We start from the raw sequence: 20,478 nt of genomic DNA, 5'->3' as shown, positions 1-20,478 counted from the left end.
GTACGCCGGTGACTGCCCAGCAGGACACACCACCCAGCAGTGGCGGACTGTTCCGGACCAAGACGGTCGAACAGTCCATCCGCGATACCGAGGAGCCGGAGCACGCGCTCAAGAAGTCCCTCTCCGCGCTGGACCTCACAGTCTTCGGAGTGGGCGTCATCATCGGCACCGGCATCTTCGTGCTCACCGGCAAGGTGGCCAAGGAGACCGCGGGCCCCGCCACCGCCCTCGCCTTCGTGGCCGCGGCCATCGTCTGCGCCCTGGCCGCGCTCTGCTACGCCGAGTTCGCCTCCACCGTCCCGGTCGCCGGTTCCGCCTACACCTTCGCGTACGCCTCGCTCGGCGAACTGGTCGCCTGGATCATCGGCTGGGACCTGGTGCTGGAGTTCGCACTCGGCACGGCGGTGGTGGCGGTCGGCTGGTCCGGTTATGTCCGCTCGCTGATGGACAACTTCGGCTGGAGCATGCCCGAAGTGCTCTCCGGACCCGACGTGGCGAAAGGATTCGGCTTCGACATCCTGGCCTTCGCCCTGGTACTCGTCCTGACCGTCGTGCTGGTGCTCGGCATGAAGCTCTCCGCCCGGGTCACCACCATTGTGGTCGCCATCAAGATCGCCGTGGTCCTGATCGTGATCATCGCGGGACTGTTCTTCGTCAACGCCGCCAACTACTCGCCCTTCATCCCCGAGGCACAGCCGCAGCCCTCCGGTTCCGGACTGACCGCACCGCTGATCCAGCTGATCTTCGGCTATGCGCCCACGAACTTCGGCGTCCTGGGCATCTTCACCGCCGCCTCCGTCGTCTTCTTCGCCTTCATCGGCTTCGACGTGGTGGCCACCGCCGCCGAGGAGACGAAGGTTCCGCAACGTGACATGCCACGTGGCATCCTTGCTTCGCTCTTCATCTGCACCGTGCTCTATGTCGCCGTGTCACTGGTGGTCACGGGCATGCAGCACTACAGCGAGCTGTCGGTCGAGGCCCCGCTTGCCGATGCCTTCAAGGCCGTCGGCCACCCCGTCTACGCGGGATTCATCAGCTTCGGCGCAGCGATCGGCCTCACCACGGTCTGTCTGATCCTGCTGCTCGGACAGACCCGGGTGTTCTTCGCGATGAGCCGTGACGGTCTGCTCCCGAGGTTCTTCTCCGTGACGCACCCCCGCTTTCGCACCCCGTACCGCCCGACCATCCTGCTCGGCGTGATCATCGCGATCGTCGCGGGTTTCACGAGCATCAACGAACTGGCGACGCTGGTGAACATCGGCACGCTCTTCGCGTTCGTCGTCGTGGCCCTGGGCGTCATGGTGCTGCGCCGCACCCGCCCCGATCTGCATCGCGCGTTCCGCACCCCGTGGGTGCCGCTGCTCCCGATCCTCTCGGTGGCCGCCTCGGTCTGGCTGATGCTCAATCTGCCGGCCGAGACCTGGCTGCGGTTCGCCATCTGGATGGCCATCGGCGTGGTCATCTACTTCGCGTACGGGCGCAGGCACAGCCGGATCGACGAGCCCGTCGGCCGGCCGTAGATCAGTCGCTGCGCGACGGAGGCAGCGGCCGTACAGCACGGGGGCCCACGCACTGCGCTCCGTACGCCTCCACCCGCTGCCGCAGCCCCCGGTCGGCGGTGACGACCACACAGATACGGGCCGCCGGACGGGACATGGCGTCGGCGACCAGCTCGACGATTCGGTCGTCACCGCTCCCGGGCGCCGATTCCACCCGTACCCCGGGAAGCGATTCGACGCCCCGGGCCGCGCCCTCGACGACGAGGATCAGCTCGGCGGGACCGGGAAAGGAGTCCGGACCGTCCGCGGCGAACGGGACCAGCGAATCCCGCAGCCGTACGGCCGCCCCACGCCGGTCCCGCCACCATCCGTCCGGTACCGACCCGACCACATTGGCCGCGTCGACGATCACCAGGGTCGGTTCGCTCAGCATCCCCGAAGGGTGCCATGTACCGACCGCGGCCGGAGACCGTCAGCCGCCGGTGGCCGGGGACTTCTTCGCGGACTCCGGGATCGTGACGTCCTCGCGGATCGCCTTCCACAACGAGTTGGCCTGCGGCTGCGCCGCCACGACCCGGTTCGGATCGGCCTTGTCGTACGCCACCGGGAGCATGATCGTCTCCATCGAGGCAGGATCGACGCCCTGCATGGAGCGGGCGAACTTCGAGAGCGACGTCAGCGAGGCGAGACCTTCGTCGGTCGTCAGCGACTCGGTCGCCGAGTTGGCGATCTTGTACGTGTTCGTCGGGCTGCTCAGCAGATCCTGCGACTTGACCTCGCTCAGCAGCGCCAGCAGGAACTGCTGCTGCAGGCCGATCCGGCCGAGGTCGCTGCCGTCCCCGATGCCGTGCCGGGTGCGTACGTACGCGAGCGACTGGGTGCCGTCGAGCTTGTGCGGCCCCGCGGTGAGGTCGAGGCCGGACGACTTGTCGTGGATGTCCTGCGGAACATCGACCGTGACGCCGCCGATCGCGTCGACCAGATCCTTGAACCCGGCGAAGTTGATCTCCAGGTAGTGGTCGATCCGGACCTTGGACATCTTCTCGACGGTCTTGACCACACAGGCCGGACCGACCTGCGAATAGACGGAGTTGAACATCACGCGGTTCGCCGACGGAACGGCCGAGCCGTCGGCCTTCGTGCACTCGGGCCGGGTCACCAGGGTGTCACGGGGTATGGACACGGCGACGGCCTTGGTACGGCCCTCGGGAATGTGTACCACCATCGCGGTGTCGGAACGGGCGCCGCTGACGTTTCCGCCGCCGCCCAGCTCCTTGTTCTCGGCACCGGCCCGGGAGTCGGAGCCGAGAACCAACAGGTTCTGACCGCTGGTCGGCAGCTTCTCGGGGCGGTCGCCGCCGAGCGCCTTGTCGATGTCGACGCCCTTGATGTTCCCGTCGAGGCTGCTGTAGAGCCAGTAGACGGTGCCACCGCCGGCGAGCAGCAGCACGAGCAGAACACCAAGGGTGATCTTGAGGCCGCGGCGGCGCTTTCTGGGGGCCCGTCTTGACTGGCGGTCATGGGCTATGTGCGATCCGGTGTCAGTGTTCTGATCTGTCATGGATTTGTCTGGTTCTTCCGTCGGGACACGCCTGAATGCGTGCGGGAGGAGAGGAATGGGTAACGGGCGGGCCATATGTGCCGAAGTCGCTCCGTGGGGTACCGCGCTTCTGCCCAGGCATGATTCGTGCCTCAAAGTCGCATTGTGCGACAGGAATCACCCAGAAATCGCCCTCTGTCGAGTAGTATTGTGACATCAGTTGTTGCTGTTATGGCGAAACTGGACGCTCGACAGAGACACATGGGACTCCGACCAACGCCGTTCGGCACCGGAGAAAGCATTCAGTGGAGAACGGTCGGGGAACGATGAGTTTGCGTACTGGGCGTAGGCGTGCCGCAGTTCGTTCCGGGAGGGGCCCTGCCGACCCGGCCCAGCGGGCCGCGGCGGCACCGGAGGCACTGGCGGCAGCACCGCCGAGGGCCGGCTGGCTGATATCCGCGCCGGACGGCCGTCTCACCGCGTACGCCCCGGCCCGGACCGGGGGTGTCGTCCGCTGGACCGAGACGCCCGAGGGCCGCAACGGCTGGACACCGGCCGAATGCCTGCTTCCCGACCACCGGCTGCTTCCGTACCTCTCCGTGGCACACGGCTCGACAGGCTTCGTCGACCTGTTCGGCCTGCGGCGCAAGGGCGACAGCCCCCAGGCGCCCGTCGAGATCGTGTACGCCTCCCAGTACCAGACCGGCCGTCCGATGACCGGCTGGCACACGATCGGCAACCCGCATGCCAACGACGCCGAGCAGGCCGCGGCCATCGGCGCGCCCGTCGCCGTTGTCGACGGCGGCGACGCGCTCCATGTCTTCGTCCGCAATGCCGTCGGGGGCGTGTCCACCCGCAGGCGTGACCCCAAAGGCGTGTGGGGCAAGTGGACGGCCATGCCGTGCAAGCGGGTGCGGGAGGGACTGTCCGCCGTCGTCACACGTTCCGGTCGCATCGAACTCTTCATGCCCGCCGACAAGGGGGTGTACGTCTGGCGTCAGGAAGCCCCGGGGGGCCCGTTGGACCGCGCCCCGAACCTGGTCTTCATCGCCCGGCCCGACACGGCCTGCGGCACCGAGTCCTACGAGGGCAGGATCACCCACTACTGGCGTGACGAGGAGTCCGGCGAGGTGGTCGCGTACCGCCTGCCGGCAGCGGGTGCCCCGGATGTGCCGCCCGCCCCGCTGGGCGGGCACTCGGGCCGCGGACCTCTCGCCCTCACCCGGTGCCTCGTCGACGGCTACGACTGCACCGTGCTGGCCCAGAGGGAGGAGACGGACACTCTTGCCCTCACCGCCTACCCGACCGAGCTGGAATCCGCCGGAGCCTGGTGGGCGGACACCCGTGAACCCTGCGAGGGCACGCCGGCGCTCGCCCTGGACCGGAACGGGCGGCTGGTCGTCGCGATCATCGGCCGGGACGGCCGGCTGAACGTCACCAGGCAGCGCACCGACCAGCAGGGAATGGCACTGGAGGGCTGGCTGCGGCTGTGAGCCGCTGCCGGTGATCCGAGTGCGGTGCCCCCGGCCCGCTGTTCCGGTCATGTCCCATGTACCGCCGTCACTCGGCCTTCTCGGAGACCCGGACGGACAGCTCCGTACCGGCCGTGTAGTACGGCTTCACCATGACCGGCTGCCCCTCATCGGTGGGCACGACCACGGTGGGATAGGCGAACACACTCTTCACGTCCACCACATCCGTCAGGAAACGGCCCAGCCGCGCTACGACCGGGTCGTGGCGTCGGCCGACCCACAGGTCCCACAGTTCGTGCCGGGAAACCAGATGCTCGGACAGATCGGATGCGGGCAGCGAGAAGGAGAAGTCCGCGCCGCCGGAGGAGACACCGGGCAGCCAGAAACCCGATTCCTCGACACCGCGTCTGCGCATCAGCAGCAAGGGCTCCGCAGTGCCGAAGTCGGAGCCGTAGAGCAGGCCCCGCAGATTTATGACTCCTTGGTCGACCCAGACCTCGGTCGCCTCGGCGTGACGCTCCCGGGTCCAGGTACGCAGCGCGAGATGGCCACTCTCGGAGGCGTAGGGAAGCTGCACCACGGTGTACGCGGGTCCGGTGGCCACCGGACCGAAGCCACGCAGATCCAGGGTTCCGGGCCGCACCTTCGTCGGCTTGCCCTCCCCGGTGTCCAGATGGACGTCCCAGCGGCCCTCCGCGAGGACACCCGGGTCCGATGGGACGAGGGCCTCGTACTGATGAGGAGCGGGCCCCTCGGCCGGCACCAGCGGCAACGTGACGGGCCGTTCGTCGCGCGCCGCCTTCCGCTTGCGCAGCACCAGTCGGAGGTCGTCGCGGCCGTCCCGCACACCTTCCAGGCGCAGATTGATCAGCCCGCTCGGCGCCACCGAGCAGGAGACGGTGACCTCGGCGGCGGGGCGGGCCTCCCGGCGGGTCCTGCGGGCCATTCTGATGACATTCTCGAACCGTCCCGCCGAGACCTCCGGACCGTAGGCACGGGCATCCTCCCGCGCCTGGCGGCCCAGCGCGACGCGTGCCGGGGCGTCGTCGATCAGGCGCAGCAGCGCGGCGGCGAACGCGTCGACATCGTCCACCGGAGTGAGCAGGCCATTGATCTCATGGCGGACGATCTCCTGCGGCCCGCCCGGGCAGGCGGTGGAAACGACAGGCACTCCGCACCGCATGGCCTCAGCCGGCGCCAGACCGAAGGACTCCCGGTCCGACGTCAAGGCGGCGATGGCGGCCGCGGCCCACTGAGCCTCCAGCCGAGGCTCCTCCATCATCAGGAACACATGGTTGTACAGGTCCAGTTCGGCCACCAGGGCCCGCAGTTGACCGTACTCCGGACCGGTCCCGAAGATCCGCAACTGCCAGTCCGGATGGTGCTCCACGACCCGCGCGAACGCCTGGACGAGCAGGTCGAAACGCTTCTCCGGAACCAGTCGCCCGGCAGCCATCACCACCCGGGACCGTCCGTCGGCGGGCCGCACCCGGGGATCGGGCACGCAGTCGGGATGGGCGTAGACCGCGATATCGCCCGCCAGCCCCGCCTCGGTGATCGCCTTCGCCTCGTCGGCGCTCGGCACCACAACCGCGTCGAGCCTTCCCAGCCCGGCCCAGGCCCGGCTCTGTTCCTGAGCGGAGAGCGCGGTGCTCAACTTGTGCAACTGGCCCAGGCGCAGCGCCCGCGGCCGGCCCCAGCGCGCGACATAGGCGGCCAGTTCGAGGCTGGTGCCGACGATCACCTGTGCCTGGCTCGCCCGCAGGTGCTCCTCGACCTTGTCGTCCGTCAACTGGCTGTAGCGCCAGGACATCTCCTGCGTACGCGGAATGATCCGGGACGGAGTGAGCCTTGCACATCCTGTTTGTCCGGACGACGGCCTTCGCGCAGATCGAGCAGTGAGACGATCCGTACCCCGTGGGCGGGCGCGATGGCGGGACGGTCGAGCCAGCGGAACACCGAGACCACCCGGACCTCGTGCGTATCGGCGAGCGCTCCCGCGAGGTTGAGCACGGCGCGGGTCGAGCCGTCCGCGGCGTAGGCGTTCTGAATCAGGAATTCGATCTTCATCGCGTCGCCGCGGTTTTCTCGTACGGGCTCGGAAGCGGAAAGTACGCCTCGAAGAAGGGGTGGATCAGCGCTTCCTGATCGGCCACATCGTCCTCGGTGGTGAAGGAATCGTTCACACAGAAGACCGCCGCGTCACGCCGCTTGAGCAACCGGTCCAGTTTCTTGGAGAGCTGGACCATCGAGAGATGGAGATAGGCGTACGGAATGGTGTCGGGCACCCCGCGCCCCGTGAAGTAGGAGTAGTACGGATACATGCAGGTGCCGACGTCGATATCGGTCCGGCTGCGGAATCGCGCGGCCGCGGTTGCCCGGAACACCTCCGCGAACTCCCGCTCCATCTCCTCCAGCACACTGCGCCGCAGCGGCACAGGGGTGTGCTTCATCGCATCGATGATGGTGCGGCCGAACCGGTCCTCCAGCAGGGCCCGGACGTTCTTGCGGGCCACCTCGTGCGGCAGGTCTTCCGGCTGAACCGGTCCCATGGGGATGCGGACGCTGTCCGGGTAGTACTTGGACGCCCCGTTGGGCAGGAAGAACTCGTGCGGGGTGATCGGCCGGCCGACGAACACATCGTCGTTGAAGTGGATGAAGTGCTCCGAAAGCCCCGGCACCCGGTGCAACTGGGCACTGATTGCATGAGAGTTGAAGACCGGCAGCCGGCTGGTCTCACGGAAGATCTCCCGGTGCGAGACCACGGTGATGCCTTCGGCCGCCTCATCGAGCCACTGGGGGACCTGATCGTCGGTGACCAGGAAGACGTGCCGCACCCAGGGTGCGTACATGTGGAGCGAGCGCATCGAGTAGAGCAGCTCGTCACGGTTGATGTAGCGCCCGGCGCTCGCCGATTCCTCGTGGAAGACGTCGCCGGAAGCCTCGGCGCGGCGGCGCTGCCAGGCGGGGTCGTCGCTGTCCACCCAGGTGTAGACGACATCGATGGGGAAGGTGATCTCGTCGGCGCCGGTGCAGACGAATTCCTGTCGGGTCGGCAGTCCGCTCCGTTCCGGTTTCCGACCCCAGCGGCGCTGCTTGTGCGGGACGTCCGCCTGCGGTGGGGCGAGGCGGGAGAAGCGGTGCGGCGAGACGAGCGTCATTTCGCCGTGCGCAGGCAGGAAGCTCGCGCCCCGGTTGATCCGCGGCGGTAGCAGCCGCCCTTCCTCCTCCCGCCAGAACTCGATGTCACAGCCGTACTCGGTGCCGTACACCAGCTCACCCGACGGATCGGCCTGGAACCAGACGGCACGCAGCACGTCGACGGTCTCCAGCCCCTGCCAGGACGCCTCGCGGGATCCGAGGTGCAGCAACTCGCTGGTGCGCTGGACGGGCACCTTGCGCTGGATGTACCCGGGGCTTCTCCTGAAGAGCGGCCGCAGCGTCTGGGCGACCCGTCCCCGATCGGTGTCCCGGACGCCGATCGCGGACGACGTGTCCTCGGTTCCGGGCACCACGAAGTGCTCGACGCCGGCCTGGGTCAGCGCCGCGGACACCAGCGACAGGTGCTGGGCGCGGACCTCGAGCGGCGTGAGGCCGGGCTGCACGTGCGCCAGGCGGCGGTGCATGCCTACGGGAACCTCGTGCAACCCCGGTGGCAACGGGTGCTGCGGACGGGCGACCGCGGCGTTGATCGGGTGGATCACCGAATTCTCCAGTACATCAGTGCGTCCTCAAGACGCCGGAACGACTCCGTCGGGCCCGGGCCTGCGGGACAGGACCCCGGGCGCCGGACGAGTCAGACGGAGGCCAGCGGCTGGCCGGGCGTCAGATCGACGGCGGTCCTGCTCGCGGCCGCCGAGAGTACGGCTTCGGCCACCGCGACAGTCCCGGTGGCCTGCTCCAGCGTCACGATGTCGGCCTCCTTGCCGAGCACGGCGTCACGGAAGGTTTCGTGCTCGACCAGCAGGGGTTCGCGCTTGACGATCGCGTAGCGCGTCACGTCACCCTCGGAGACGCCCCGGAACTGCCGCAGTCCCTCCCACTCGGTGGGCTGCGAGCCGTTCGCGTAGAACCACAGGTCCGCGGTGAGAGTGTCGGCCACGAAGCAGCCGTGCTCACCCGTCACGATGGTGACCCGCTCCTTGAGCGGGGACAGCCAGTTGACGAGATGGCTGGTGACGGCTCCGCCCGAGAGGTGTCCGACGAACGCCACCATGTCCTCATGAGCCCGGCCGCTGCGCGAAACGGTTGCCGAACTCACCGACTCATAACGGCTATTGGTCAGCCATGCGGTCAGGTCGATGTCGTGCGTGGCCAGGTCGTACACCACGCCGACGTCCGCGATACGGGCCGGGAAGGGGCCCTGGCGGCGTGTCACTATCTGGTAGATGTCGCCGAGTTCGCCCAGATCCAGACGGGCGCGCAGCTCGCGGAGGGCCGGGTTGAAGCGCTCGATGTGTCCGACGCCGGCCACCAGGCCGCGTTCCTCGAAGGCCCGCCTGATCGTCTCGGCCGATCGCACCGAGGGGGCGATCGGCTTCTCGATGAGAACGTGGATACCACGTCCGGCCAGATCGAGGGCGACCTCTTCGTGCAGCGCCGTGGGGCAGGCGACGACCGCGTAGTCGATCCCTTCGGCCGCGAGCTCGGCCACCGAGCGCACCACGGGCACGCCCGAGGGGGCGCTGCTCGGGTCGGCCACCGGGTCCGCCACGGCGACGAGTTCGACGCCCTCCAGGCCGTGCATGACACGGGCGTGGTTGCGGCCCATCGAGCCGAGACCGATCAGTCCCGCCCGCAGCGGCTTCTGCGTGCTCATGCCTGGTCTCCCACGACCTCGTTGACGGTGGCCATCAGGCGGTCGAGCTCCTGCGACGTGAGCATCGGATGGACGGGTATGGAGAGCGCCTCCGCCGCGGCCCGCTCGGTCTCGGGCAGATCGCCGACGGCGTATCCGAGCACCTTCTCGCCGGTCGCGAACGGCGCCAGACGGTGTACCGGAGTGGGGTAGTAGACGGCGTTGCCGATGCCCCGCTCCTGCAGTTCGCGCGATACCGCGTCGCGGTGCTCGCTGCTCCCGGCGCCCACCCGGATCGTGTACTGGTGATAGACGTGCTCCGCCCCTTCCGCGACCGGCGGGATGACCACTGCGCGCAGGCCGGCGTCGAGCGCGGCCGCGTTGGCCCGGCGCTGTTGCGTCCAGGTGTCGAGACTGCGCAGCTGTACGCGGCCGATCGCGGCGGCGACATCGGTCATCCGGACGTTGAAACCGACGATCTCGTTGGCGTACCGCTGCTCCATGCCCTGGTTGCGCAGCAGACGGAGGGTCCGGGCGACCGCGGCGTCGCCGGTGGTGACCATGCCGCCTTCGAGGCTGTGCATGTTCTTGGTCGGGTAGAAGCTGAAGCAGGCGGCCGCACCGAAAGCACCCACCGGCGTGCCGTCCAGCGAGGCACTGTGGGCCTGTGCCGCGTCCTCCACGATCGCGAGACCGTGCCGCTCGGCCAGCGCGGTGAACCGGCCCATCGCGGCCGGATGCCCGTAGAGGTGCACGGGCATGATCGCCGCGGTACGCGGGGTGATCGCGGCCTCGGCCGCCTGCGGGGAGAGACAGAAACTGTCGCGCTCGATGTCCGCGAAGACCGGGGTCGCGCCGACCAGGCGGACGGCGTTGGCGGTTGCCGCGAAGGTGAAGGACGGGACGATCACTTCATCGCCGGGACCGATGCCGAGCGCCATCAGCGACAGGTGCAGCGCACTGGTACCGGAGTTGACCGCGACGCAGTGCCGGCCGTCGACGAACTTCGAGAACTCCTCCTCGAAGGCGGCGACCTCGGGGCCCTGGGCGACCATGCCGCTGCGCAGTACGCGTACGGCGGCTTCGATCTCGTCCTCTCCGATCACCGGAGCTGCTGCGCGGATCACGCGCTGGTCATTGGTCATCGTTCCACTTCACAAAGGTCGGGGTGCTGGGTGTTGCTCAAAGCGGCCGGTGTCCGACCGGTTCGCGGGAGGCTGTGGCGAGCCCGGTCCGGGTCGCTCATAGGGGCTGGGTACGGGGAAGTAGCTCTCCAGGAAGGTCTTCAGCATCGACGTGCGGGCCTCCGCCGTGTCGGGGTCGTCCACCGTGTCGTTGATGCAGAAGGTGTGGTAGTCGCGCTGGGCGAGCAGGCGGTTCAGATGCCGTTCGGTGTTCGGCGCGGCCAGATCCAGGTAGGTGTAGCGGATCTTTCCCGTCACGGAACGGCTCGTCTGCTGCCCGTAGTAGTGGTGCAGCGAGGAGGTGATCGACAGGTCGCTGGAACTGCGGAACCGCGAGTGCTGGGTCAGCCGGTGCTCGGCCGCGTACCGCTCTTCGATCTCCTGGAGGATGTCGCGGCGCAGCGAGTGCGGCACATGCTTCATCTTCCTTGTCAGTACCCGGTCGAAGGTCCCGGCTATGACGACGCGGTTGTTCTTCGCGGCGATCTCCGACGGCGGGTCCTGCGGCGAGGGCGGGGTCATCGGGACCAGCGCGTTGGAGGGAAAGTACTTCGAGAGTCCATTGGCGTGGAAGAACTCTCCCGGCGTGACGCTGCGGCCGAGGAAGACGTCGTCGTTGAAGTACAGGAAGTGGTCGGAGAGGCCGGGAATGTGGTGCAGCTGGCTCTCGATGGCATGCGAGTTGAAGGTCGGCAGCGCGGTGGCGTCGCTGAAGATGTCGCGGTGGTGGACGACCTTCACGCCGGGGTGATCGCTGTTCAGCCAGGCCGGCACCTGACCGTCCGTGACCAGGTAGATGGTGCGCAGCCAGGGGGCGAACTGGTGCAGTGAACGCAAGGAGTAGCGCAGTTCGTCGCGGCTGGTGAAGCGTGCGGCGCTGACGGCCTGCTCGTGGTAGTCGGTTCGGCCCAGGGCGGTGGCCCTGCGGCGGATCCACTCCGGGTCGGCTCCGTCCACCCAGGTGTAGACGGCGTCCACTGGGAAGGTGACTTCGTCCGGGAGGGAGAGCGTGAACTCCGACCGGGTATCCACCGGCAGTGGGGTGCCCACAGCGCCGCTGATCGGTCCGGTGAAGTGGCTGACCGGTACCTGCACGGCACTTTCGGCGGCTACCACGGCCGTGGCGGTGAGGTTGGGGACGGGGGCGATCAGCAGGCCCTTGTCCTCGGCCCAGAACTCGATGACACAGGCGTGGTTGGGCCCCAGAGTCCAACGCCCCGTGGGGTCGGTGAGCAGCCACCAGATGCGCAGAATCGTTTCCTCACCGAGCTGCGACCAGGAGCCTCGCTGATCCGCGTGCAGCGGGCGGCCCCCCGTCGCGCCGCCCGCGAGGAGCGCGCCCTCGGCGAGCGGGCTCACCCGCAGCGCTCGTTCGGCCCGGGCTCGTTCGCTCGCGGGGACCGCGACGGCGGTCATCGTGACGGAATTGCCGCGCACGCAGAAGTGCGGGATGCCGTGGCGCTCCAGGACCTCGCAGACGCGCAGGAGGTTGGTGGCCCGGGCGACGGAGGCTGTCAGGCCTTCGGTGATCTCGGCGGCCCGTACCTTGCGTCCGGACCAGACCAGTCGTACGCCGGCCCGGTGTGTGTCACGGCGGAGTTGCTTGCTGAGCCGCAGGGCCAGGTGTTTGCGCAGGCCGCGCCAGGCGGCGCCCAGGCCCGCGAGGCACTGCTGAAGAAACAGCCGACTGTCCGCCGGGAAGATCCTCACGAGTCGCCGTCTCAGCGCATGGGGCAGGAGACGTCTGTAAAAGCGCACCAGTGTAGAGGCCTCGGGATTACCCATCGCTCGACTACCTCATGCTCCCCCGCTCTGCCTCTGGCCGAGCGACCACTACCGGTGACAACGACATGCTCATCTGCTCGATCCGGCGGAGTGTGGGGGTGGACGTCCACCGTTCAGTGCTGCCGAGTGAAACAAACGTGTCGCAGAGGTGAAGATTAACAAGAATCTAAGGTTGAGTCTGCAAGTAAAAGGTTCCGATCCGGCTACGTTCCGGACTTTTGGTATGCGAAAGCGGGCCGTACGAGGGGTTCGTACGGCCCGCCGGGGTTCCGCTTATGTGTTTTTCGTGAACGCCCGTCAGTTGATCAGTCGCACTAAGCCGGAACGCTCGCCACGCCCTGCGCCAGGAACTTCTTGCCGTTCACCCGCTCCGAGACACCCTCACGGTCCAGGTACGGCGTGATGCCGCCCAGGTGGAAGGGCCAGCCCGCGCCGGTGATCAGGCAGAGGTCGATGTCCTGGGCCTCGGCGACGACGCCCTCGTCCAGCATCAGACCGATCTCCTGCGCGACCGCGTCCAGGACACGGTCGCGGACCTGCTCCTCGGACAGGACGACATTGCCCTGCTTGAGGAGAGCGGCGACCTCCGGGTCGAGCTCCGGCTTTCCGGAGTCGTATACGTAGAAGCCGCGCTTGCCGGCCTTGACGACCGCCGCGAGGTTCTCGGAGACGGTGAAACGCTCCGGGAAGGCGCGGTTCAGGGTCTCCGAGACATGCAGGCCGATGGCCGGGCCGACCAGCTCCAGGAGCACCAGGGGGGACATCGGCAGGCCGAGGGGCTCGATGGCCTTCTCGGCGACCTCGACCGGGGTGCCCTCGTCGATGACGTTCTGGATCTCGCCCATGAAGCGGGTGAGGATGCGGTTGACGACGAACGCCGGGGCGTCCTTCACCAGCACCGCGGTCTTCTTCAGCTTCCGCGCCACACCGAACGCCGTGGCCAGCGAGGCGTCGTCGGTCTGCTCGCCGCGGACGATCTCCAGCAGCGGGAGGATCGCGACCGGGTTGAAGAAGTGGAAGCCGACGACCCGCTCCGGGTGCTGCAGCTTCGACGCCATCTCGGTGACCGAGAGGGACGAGGTGTTGGTGGCGAGGATCGCGTGCGCCGGGGCGACCGCCTCGACCTCGGCGAACACCTGCTGCTTGACGCCGATCTCCTCGAAGACGGCCTCGATGATGAAGTCGGCGTCGGAGAAGCCCTCCGCCTTGTCCAGCACACCGGAGACCAGGGCCTTGAGACGGTTGGCCTTGTCCTGGTTGATCCGGCCCTTGCCGAGCAGCTTCTCGATCTCGGCGTGGACGTAGCCCACACCCTTGTCGACCCGCTCCTGGTCGATGTCGGTCAGCACGACCGGCACCTCCAGGCGGCGCAGGAACAGCAGCGCCAGCTGCGAGGCCATCAGACCGGCACCCACGACGCCGACCTTGGTGACCGGGCGGGCCAGGTTCTTGTCCGGGGCACCGGCCGGGCGCTTGGCGCGCTTCTGGACCAGGTTGAAGGAGTAGATCCCGGAGCGCAGCTCGCCGCCCATGATCAGGTCCGCGAGGGCCTGGTCCTCCGCGTCGAAGCCGGCGCCCAGGTCGCCGTCCTTCGCCGCCGCGATGATCTCCAGTGCGCGGTACGCGGCCGGGGCGGCGCCGTGCACCTTGGAGTCGGCGATCGCCTTGCCCCGCGCGACGGCCTGGTCCCAGGCGTCACCGCGGTCGACCTCGGGACGCTCCACCGTGACCGTGCCGTTCAGCACGTTCGCGGTCCAGATCAGCGACTGCTCCAGGAAGTCCGCGCCCTCGAAGAGAGCGTCGGCGATCCCGAGCTCGAAGACCTGCTTGCCCTTGAGCTGACGGTTCTGGTTCAGCGAGTTCTCGATGATGACCGAGACCGCGCGGTCGGCACCGATCAGATTCGGCAGCAGGGCGCAGCCGCCCCAGCCGGGGACCAGACCGAGGAAGACCTCGGGCAGCGAGAAGGCGGGCAGCGCCTTGGAGACGGTGCGGTACGAGCAGTGCAGACCGACCTCGACACCGCCGCCCATCGCCGCGCCGTTGTAGTACGCGAACGTCGGGACCGCGAGGCCGGAGAGGCGGCGGAAGACGTCGTGGCCGCCCTTGCCGATGGCGAGCGCGTCGTCGTGGTTCTTCAGCAGCTCGACGCCCTTGAGGTCGGCGCCGACCGCGAAGATGAACGGCTTGCCGGTGATACCGATACCGGCGATCGCACCCTCGGCGGCCTCCTTCTCGACCTGGTCGATGGCGGCGTTCAGGTTCGCCAGCGACTGCGGTCCGAAGGTGGTCGGCTTGGTGTGGTCCAGGCCGTTGTCCAGCGTGATGAGGGCGAAGCGGCCCGCACCGGCCGGAAGGTCCAGGTGGCGTACGTGCGCCTGGGTGACGACCTCGCCGGGGAACAGCTCGGCCGCACCCTTCAGAAGCTCAGTGGTGGAGCTCATGCCTGACCCTCGCTTCGCTCGGCCCGGCATTCGCTCAGGCTGCACCTCTTGTCTGTTCGCTCGCTGCGCTCGCTCACGCGTTGCCTCCGTCGAAATTCGGGTTCTCCCAGATGACCGTCGCGCCCATGCCGAAGCCGACGCACATGGTGGTCAGGCCGTAGCGGACCTGAGGCTGCTCCTCGAACTGACGGGCCAGCTGCGTCATCAGACGCACACCGGAGGAGGCCAGCGGGTGACCGTAGGCGATGGCGCCGCCGTACTGGTTGACGCGCGCGTCGTCGTCGGCGATGCCGTAGTGGTCGAGGAAGGCGAGCACCTGCACGGCGAACGCCTCGTTGATCTCGAACAGACCGATGTCGCCGATGGTCAGCCCCGCCTTGGCGAGGGCCTTCTCCGTCGACGGGATCGGGCCGTAACCCATGACCTCGGGCTCGACGCCCGCGAAGGCGTACGACACGAGGCGCATCTTGACCGGGAGGCCCAGCTCGCGGGCGACGTCCTCGGCGGCGAGCAGCGAGGCGGTGGCGCCGTCGTTGAGACCCGCGGCGTTACCGGCGGTGACGCGGCCGTGCGCGCGGAACGGGGTCTTCAGACCGGCGAGGGACTCCAGCGTGGTGCCCGGACGCATCGGCTCATCGGCGGTGACCAGGCCCCAGCCGGTCTCGCCGGCCTCGGCGTTGGTGCGGCGCACGGAGACCGGCACCAGGTCCTGCTGAATCTTGCCGTTGGCGTACGCCTTGGCGGCCTTCTCCTGCGAACGGACCGCGTACTCGTCGGCGCGGAGCTTGGTGATCTGCGGGTACCTGTCGTGCAGGTTCTCCGCGGTCATGCCCATGAACAGGGCGGACTCGTCGACCAGCTTCTCCGACACGAAGCGTGGGTTCGGGTCCACGCCCTCGCCCATCGGGTGGCGGCCCATGTGCTCGACACCACCGGCGACGACGACGTCGTACGCGCCGAAGGCGATGGAGCCGGCCGTCGAGGTGACGGCGGTCAGGGCGCCCGCGCACATGCGGTCGATGGAGTAACCGGGGACGGACTGCGGCAGACCGGCCAGGATTCCGGCGGTGCGGCCCAGCGTCAGACCCTGGTCGCCGATCTGGGTGGTCGCGGCGATGGCGACCTCGTCGATCTTCGCGGGGTCCAGGTCCGGGTTGCGGCGCAGCAGCTCCCGGATGGCCTTCACGACGAGATCGTCGGCGCGGGTCTCGTGGTAGATGCCCTTCGGGCCCGCTTTGCCGAACGGGGTGCGGACGCCGTCGACGAAGACGACGTCCCGGATGGTACGAGGCACGGTGGCTCTCCTCCAGGGTGCGGGATGGCACTGCTGCGGGGCACGCCCGCAGGCGCGCCGCTCCCCTCATGCTACTTGCGGGTAACCAGACTGCCCAGCCCCTGTGGCGGGAGCGGCGAAGGTCACATGCGGACGGGGCGGGCGCGAGGACGGTTTCGGCCTCGAACGCCGGACGGGCCGGCGGCGGACTGCCGGACGTGTCGAGGTCGCGCCGGAAACGACAATCGCCGGACGGGGCGGTGAAAACAGCCCGTCCGGCGATTGGGGACAGAGTGCGGCCGGAGGCCGCGCAACCTGGCGTGATTACGACCCTCAGGAGTGAACCCTTAGGCCGCCGACACCAGCGCCCGGACCAGAAGCGGGGTCACCTGTTCGATCTGCCAGCGCCGCGCGCCGTACCCGGTGAGCACGGACTCGATCGCGTCCGCGGTCGGATTCTTCGGCGGCTCCCAGCAGACCCGGCGCACCGTGTCCGGGGTGATCAGATTCTCCTGCGGCATGCGGAGCCGCTCGGCGAGCTCCGACACCGCGGCGCGGGCGGCCGACAGCCGGGCCGCTGCCGCCGGGTCCTTGTCCGCCCAGGCGCGGGGCGGCGGCGGACCGGCGAGGGTCTGGCCGGGCTGGGGGAGCTCGGCGTCCGGCAGCGCCTTGGCCCGGTCGATGGCCGCCTGCCACTGCTCAAGCTGACGCCGCCCCATCCGGTGGCCGAACCCGGGCAGCGCGGTCAGCGCATGCGTGTTCGGTGGGAGTGCGAGCGCCGCCTCGACGATCGCGGCGTCACCCAGCACCTTGCCGGGGGAGATGTCCCTGCGCTGGGCAACCTGGTCACGGGCGGTCCACAGCTCCCGCACCACCGCCATCTGACGGCGGCGGCGGACCTTGTGCATGCCTGAGGTGCGGCGCCACGGGTCCTTGCGCGGGGGAGCGGGCGGCGCCGAGGCGATCGCGTCGAATTCCTCCCGCGCCCACTCAAGCTTGCCCTGCCGGTCGAGCTCGTCCTCCAGTGCGTTGCGCAGATCGATCAGCAGCTCGACGTCGAGCGCCGCATAGCGCAGCCAGGGGTCGGGCAGCGGTCGGGTTGACCAGTCGACGGCGGAGTGGCCCTTCTCCAGTGAGTACCCGAGCACGCTCTCGACCATGGCGCCGAGGCCGACCCGCGGGAAGCCGGCCAGCCGTCCGGCCAGCTCGGTGTCGAAGAGCCCGGTGGGAGTCATCCCTATTTCGCGCAGACAGGGCAGGTCCTGAGTGGCGGCGTGCAGGATCCACTCGCTGCCGCTCAGGGCGTCGCCGAGTCCCGACAGATCGGGGCAGCCGACAGGGTCGATCAGTGCGCTGCCCGCGCCGTCGCGGCGCAGCTGCACGAGGTAGGCGCGCTGGCCGTAGCGGTAGCCGGAGGCGCGCTCGGCATCGACGGCCACCGGGCCGGAGCCTGCGGCGAAGGCGGCGATCACCCGGGCGAGGGCGTCGTCGGATGCCACCACCGGGGGAATGCCCTCTCGAGGTTCGAGCAAGGGGATCGGCGCCGGGGCGACGTCGTCCGGGGGAGCGCCCCCGGTGGTTCGCAGTGAAGTGTCTGCTGCGGTCTCTTGGGCGTCGGTCACGTGTCAAGGGTATCTGTGTATGTACGGCGCCCGTCGACGGAACGTTCCGTCGACGGGCGCCGATGAATGTAAACAAGCCGGTGCGTATGGCTGTGTGTACTTGCCGGGGTGTGGGGGTCAGTGGATGATGCCCGTTCGCAGGGCGACGGCGACCATTCCTGCGCGGTCTCCGGTGCCGAGCTTGCGGGCGATTCGGGCGAGGTGGCTCTTGACGGTCAGGGCGGACAGGCCCATGGAGACGCCGATGGCCTTGTTGGACTGGCCTTCGGCGACCAGCCGGAGGACCTCGACCTCGCGGCCGGACAGTTCGCGGTACCCGCCCGGGTGGCTCGGGGTACCGGGGGGCCGGCGGTGCATACGGGCGGCAGTGGCGCCGATGGGAGCGACGCCGGGACGGGTGGGGTGGCCGATATTGGTTCGGGTGCCGGTGACGACGTAGCCCTTCACGCCGCCCGCGAGGGCGTTGCGTACGGCGCCGATGTCATCGGCGGCGGAGAGGGCGAGGCCGTTCGGCCAGCCGGCGGCTCGGGTCTCGGACAACAGGGTCAGCCCGGAACCGTCGGGCAGGTGGACGTCGGCTACGCAGATGTCGCGTGGATTGCCGACGCGGGGACGGGCCTCCGCGATGGACGACGCCTCGATGACGTCACGTACTCCGAGTGCCCACAGATGGCGGGTGACGGTGGAACGGACGCGCGGGTCGGCCACGACGACCATGGCCGTCGGCTTGTTCGGGCGGTAGGCGACCAGGCTTGCGGGCTGCTCTAGGAGAACGGACACCAGGCCTCCTGGGGAGTGGCGGGACGGGCCGGCTCGGGGATGAAGCCGGGGCGAACCGTGCTTGAAGGGTCATTGACCTCTTCGGCAGCAGAGCCGTCCTCCTTTAGAGGAAGATCACTATTTGGTGAGTAACAATTCGGGCAAATCAGACATGCGATCGATTGTACGAAAAGAATGCCGGTGACTCTGCGACGGTTGTGACGCAGCGTTACCGGCAAGGGGAAGGGTTCGGGGCAGATTCAGGACAGGTTCAGGGAACCTGGGGGCCGCGCCGCTGGGGGAGTGTCACCACCGCGGCATCGGCGGGGCCGGACGGTGGCAGGCCGGCGATCTGACACAGCAGATCGCCCCACGCCATCAGATGCGCCGCCGTGTCCGGCACCCCGCCACGGCCCTCGCGCGGTGTCCATGACGCCCGGATCTCGATCTGCGTCGCCGGGCGTCTTGTGGCCAGCGTGCCGAAGTAGTGCGACCCGGCCCGGGTCACCGTGCCGCCCGCCTCCCCGTACGACAGACCGCGCGCCTCCAGTGCACCGGTCAGCCATGACCAGCACACCTCCGGCAACAGCGGATCGGAGGCCATCTCCGGCTCCAGCTCGGCCCGTACCAGCGTCACCAGGCGGAAGGTGCCGTGCCAGGCGTCGTGCCCGGCCGGATCGTGGAGCAGTACGAGGCGGCCGTCGGCGAGATCGTCCTCGCCGTCCACGACCGCGGCCTCCAGGGCGTACGCGTACGGAGCGAGCCGCTTGGGCGGCCGCGTCGGCTCCACCTCCAGCTCGGGGCGCAGCCGCGCCGAGCGCAGCGCGTCCACTGCCGACCGGAACGCGGGCGGGACGGAACCACCCTCCGCGCTGTCCTTGCTGTCAGCGCCATCGGTTTGATCGGAGAACTGTCCCTGAGCCGGAGCCATGCGGGGAAGAGTAGGCGGAACCGGAGCCTCGCGCAGGGAGGGACACCCGGGCGGGCACGGCTGCTTGCGGCTTCGTGCGAAGATTCTGTGTGTGAGTGCCAACGACCGCCCCATGGGCCAGCAGACGAAGACATCCGCCACCCATGGGTCGGCGTTCCTGAAGGCGTGCCGCCGCGAACCCGTGCCGCACACGCCGGTCTGGTTCATGCGTCAGGCAGGGCGCTCGCTGCCGGAGTACCTGAAAGTGCGCGAGGGCATCCCGATGCTCGACTCCTGCATGATGCCGGAGCTGGTCGCGGAGATCACGATGCAGCCCGTCCGCCGCCACAAGGTCGACGCCGCGATCTACTACAGCGACATCGTCGTACCGCTCAAGGCCATCGGGATCGACCTCGACATCAAGCCCGGTGTCGGCCCCGTCATCGCCGATCCGATCCGCACCCGCGCCGATCTGGCCCGGCTGCGCGACCTCACGCCCGAGGACGTCAGCTACGTCACCGAGGCCATCGGCCTGCTCACCGCCGAACTGGGCTCCACCCCGCTCATCGGTTTCGCGGGCGCGCCCTTCACGCTCGCGAGCTACCTCGTGGAGGGCGGCCCGTCCCGCAACCACGAGCACACCAAGGCCCTGATGTACGGCGACCCGCAGCTCTGGGCGGATCTGCTCGACCGGCTCGCCGAGATCACCGGCGCCTTCCTCAAGGTCCAGATCGAGGCCGGTGCCTCGGCCGTCCAGCTCTTCGACTCCTGGGTGGGCGCGCTGGCGCCCGCCGACTACCGGCGTTCGGTGCTCCCCGCCTCGGCGAAGGTCTTCGAGGCCGTCGCCCCGTACGGGGTCCCGCGTATCCACTTCGGTGTCGGCACCGGCGAACTCCTCGGCCTGATGGGCGAGGCGGGCGCGGATGTCGTCGGCGTCGACTGGCGGGTTCCCATGGACGAGGCCGCGCGCCGCGTCGGCCCCGGCAAGGCGCTCCAGGGCAACCTCGACCCCGCGGTGCTGTTCGCGCCGACGGCGGCGGTGGAGGAGAAGACCCAGGAGGTGCTGGACGCGGCCGCCGGTCTCGAAGGCCATGTCTTCAACCTGGGCCACGGCGTCATGCCGTCGATGGACCCGGACGCGCTGACGCGGCTCGTGGAGTACGTGCACGAACGGACCGCGCGCTGAGCGGGA

16 protein-coding genes are annotated in these 20,478 nt (G+C 68.9%); 3 read left to right on the top strand and 13 right to left on the bottom strand.

The features are described 5' to 3' along the window. Positions 1-8 precede the first annotated feature (8 nt). Complete coding sequence (locus tag ACZ7IB_RS29660) at positions 9-1,520, top strand: amino acid permease (RefSeq protein WP_470916865.1); 1,512 nt, start codon at positions 9-11, stop codon at positions 1,518-1,520. A gap of 1 nt (position 1,521) precedes the next feature. On the opposite strand, the gene ACZ7IB_RS29655 is transcribed toward ACZ7IB_RS29660, so the two are convergent. Next, on the bottom strand, positions 1,522-1,932 hold the full coding sequence (locus ACZ7IB_RS29655) for an NYN domain-containing protein (protein WP_470916864.1): 411 nt from the start codon (positions 1,930-1,932) through the stop codon (positions 1,522-1,524). A 39-nt stretch (positions 1,933-1,971) separates the two neighbouring features. Continuing rightward, positions 1,972-3,060 carry an LCP family protein gene (locus tag ACZ7IB_RS29650; RefSeq protein ID WP_470916863.1) on the bottom strand — a complete coding sequence of 363 codons (1,089 nt, stop codon included), beginning with the start codon at positions 3,058-3,060 and terminating at the stop codon, positions 1,972-1,974. 305 nt (positions 3,061-3,365) lie between these two features. Here ACZ7IB_RS29650 and ACZ7IB_RS29645 point away from each other — a divergent pair, with 305 nt between their 5' ends. Then, entirely contained in the window at positions 3,366-4,532 is a 1,167-nt protein-coding gene (locus ACZ7IB_RS29645; RefSeq protein ID WP_470916862.1) for a PLL family lectin, read from the top strand. Positions 4,533-4,599: 67 nt separating this feature from the next. On the opposite strand, the gene ACZ7IB_RS29640 is transcribed toward ACZ7IB_RS29645, so the two are convergent. The 11 genes from ACZ7IB_RS29640 to ACZ7IB_RS29590 all read right to left on the bottom strand — a co-directional run bounded on the left by ACZ7IB_RS29640 (position 4,600) and on the right by ACZ7IB_RS29590 (position 19,307). Beyond that, complete coding sequence (locus ACZ7IB_RS29640; protein ID WP_470916861.1) at positions 4,600-6,324, bottom strand: glycosyltransferase; 1,725 nt, start codon at positions 6,322-6,324, stop codon at positions 4,600-4,602. Beyond that, positions 6,300-6,581 carry a hypothetical protein gene (locus ACZ7IB_RS29635; RefSeq protein ID WP_470916860.1) on the bottom strand — a complete coding sequence of 94 codons (282 nt, stop codon included), beginning with the start codon at positions 6,579-6,581 and terminating at the stop codon, positions 6,300-6,302. The genes ACZ7IB_RS29640 and ACZ7IB_RS29635 overlap by 25 nt, the downstream gene beginning before the upstream one ends. Beyond that, complete coding sequence (locus ACZ7IB_RS29630; RefSeq protein ID WP_470916859.1) at positions 6,578-8,215, bottom strand: stealth family protein; 1,638 nt, start codon at positions 8,213-8,215, stop codon at positions 6,578-6,580. The genes ACZ7IB_RS29635 and ACZ7IB_RS29630 overlap by 4 nt, the downstream gene beginning before the upstream one ends. Positions 8,216-8,307: 92 nt before the next feature. Beyond that, positions 8,308-9,330, bottom strand: a complete 1,023-nt coding sequence (locus tag ACZ7IB_RS29625; RefSeq protein WP_470916858.1) for a Gfo/Idh/MocA family oxidoreductase — start codon at positions 9,328-9,330, stop codon at positions 8,308-8,310. Beyond that, positions 9,327-10,454 (bottom strand): DegT/DnrJ/EryC1/StrS family aminotransferase, encoded by a 1,128-nt coding sequence (locus tag ACZ7IB_RS29620; RefSeq protein ID WP_470916857.1) that lies wholly within the window; start codon positions 10,452-10,454, stop codon positions 9,327-9,329. Before ACZ7IB_RS29620 ends, ACZ7IB_RS29625 begins: the two co-directional genes overlap by 4 nt. Positions 10,455-10,463: 9 nt before the next feature. Further along, positions 10,464-12,203: a stealth family protein gene (locus tag ACZ7IB_RS29615; protein WP_470916856.1), complete on the bottom strand. Its 1,740-nt coding sequence runs from the start codon at positions 12,201-12,203 to the stop codon at positions 10,464-10,466. 389 nt (positions 12,204-12,592) lie between these two features. After that, positions 12,593-14,722 (bottom strand): 3-hydroxyacyl-CoA dehydrogenase NAD-binding domain-containing protein, encoded by a 2,130-nt coding sequence (locus ACZ7IB_RS29610; protein WP_470916855.1) that lies wholly within the window; start codon positions 14,720-14,722, stop codon positions 12,593-12,595. A 73-nt stretch (positions 14,723-14,795) separates the two neighbouring features. Continuing rightward, the gene (locus tag ACZ7IB_RS29605) at positions 14,796-16,016 is read right to left on the bottom strand and encodes a thiolase family protein (protein ID WP_470916854.1); all 1,221 of its coding nucleotides are present in this window, start codon (positions 16,014-16,016) and stop codon (positions 14,796-14,798) included. A gap of 326 nt (positions 16,017-16,342) precedes the next feature. After that, positions 16,343-17,617, bottom strand: a complete 1,275-nt coding sequence (locus tag ACZ7IB_RS29600; protein ID WP_470916853.1) for an HRDC domain-containing protein — start codon at positions 17,615-17,617, stop codon at positions 16,343-16,345. Between the two features lie 117 nt (positions 17,618-17,734). Further along, on the bottom strand, positions 17,735-18,397 hold the full coding sequence (locus ACZ7IB_RS29595) for a helix-turn-helix transcriptional regulator (RefSeq protein ID WP_093899280.1): 663 nt from the start codon (positions 18,395-18,397) through the stop codon (positions 17,735-17,737). Positions 18,398-18,647: 250 nt separating this feature from the next. Beyond that, entirely contained in the window at positions 18,648-19,307 is a 660-nt protein-coding gene (locus ACZ7IB_RS29590; RefSeq protein WP_470916852.1) for a DUF3000 domain-containing protein, read from the bottom strand. Positions 19,308-19,398: 91 nt separating this feature from the next. Here ACZ7IB_RS29590 and hemE point away from each other — a divergent pair, with 91 nt between their 5' ends. Further along, positions 19,399-20,472 (top strand): uroporphyrinogen decarboxylase, encoded by a 1,074-nt coding sequence (gene hemE, locus ACZ7IB_RS29585; protein ID WP_382902853.1) that lies wholly within the window; start codon positions 19,399-19,401, stop codon positions 20,470-20,472. Positions 20,473-20,478 lie beyond the last annotated feature (6 nt).

Source organism: Streptomyces sp. NPDC037301, from assembly GCF_055602785.1.
This window is presented reverse-complemented; position numbering and strand designations above follow the sequence as displayed.

Excerpts from the sequence above, each read along its gene's own strand:
- ACZ7IB_RS29635 (WP_470916860.1), bottom strand. The coding sequence starts at position 6,581 with ATGAAGATCGAATTCCTGATTCAGAACGCCTACGCCGCGGACGGCTCG.
- ACZ7IB_RS29655 (WP_470916864.1), bottom strand. The coding sequence starts at position 1,932 with ATGCTGAGCGAACCGACCCTGGTGATCGTCGACGCGGCCAATGTGGTC.
- ACZ7IB_RS29650 (WP_470916863.1), bottom strand. The coding sequence starts at position 3,060 with ATGACAGATCAGAACACTGACACCGGATCGCACATAGCCCATGACCGC.
- ACZ7IB_RS29610 (WP_470916855.1), bottom strand. The coding sequence starts at position 14,722 with ATGAGCTCCACCACTGAGCTTCTGAAGGGTGCGGCCGAGCTGTTCCCC.
- ACZ7IB_RS29640 (WP_470916861.1), bottom strand. The coding sequence starts at position 6,324 with ATGTCCTGGCGCTACAGCCAGTTGACGGACGACAAGGTCGAGGAGCAC.
- ACZ7IB_RS29590 (WP_470916852.1), bottom strand. The coding sequence starts at position 19,307 with ATGGCTCCGGCTCAGGGACAGTTCTCCGATCAAACCGATGGCGCTGAC.
- ACZ7IB_RS29620 (WP_470916857.1), bottom strand. The coding sequence starts at position 10,454 with ATGACCAATGACCAGCGCGTGATCCGCGCAGCAGCTCCGGTGATCGGA.
- ACZ7IB_RS29645 (WP_470916862.1), top strand. The coding sequence starts at position 3,366 with ATGAGTTTGCGTACTGGGCGTAGGCGTGCCGCAGTTCGTTCCGGGAGG.
- ACZ7IB_RS29625 (WP_470916858.1), bottom strand. The coding sequence starts at position 9,330 with ATGAGCACGCAGAAGCCGCTGCGGGCGGGACTGATCGGTCTCGGCTCG.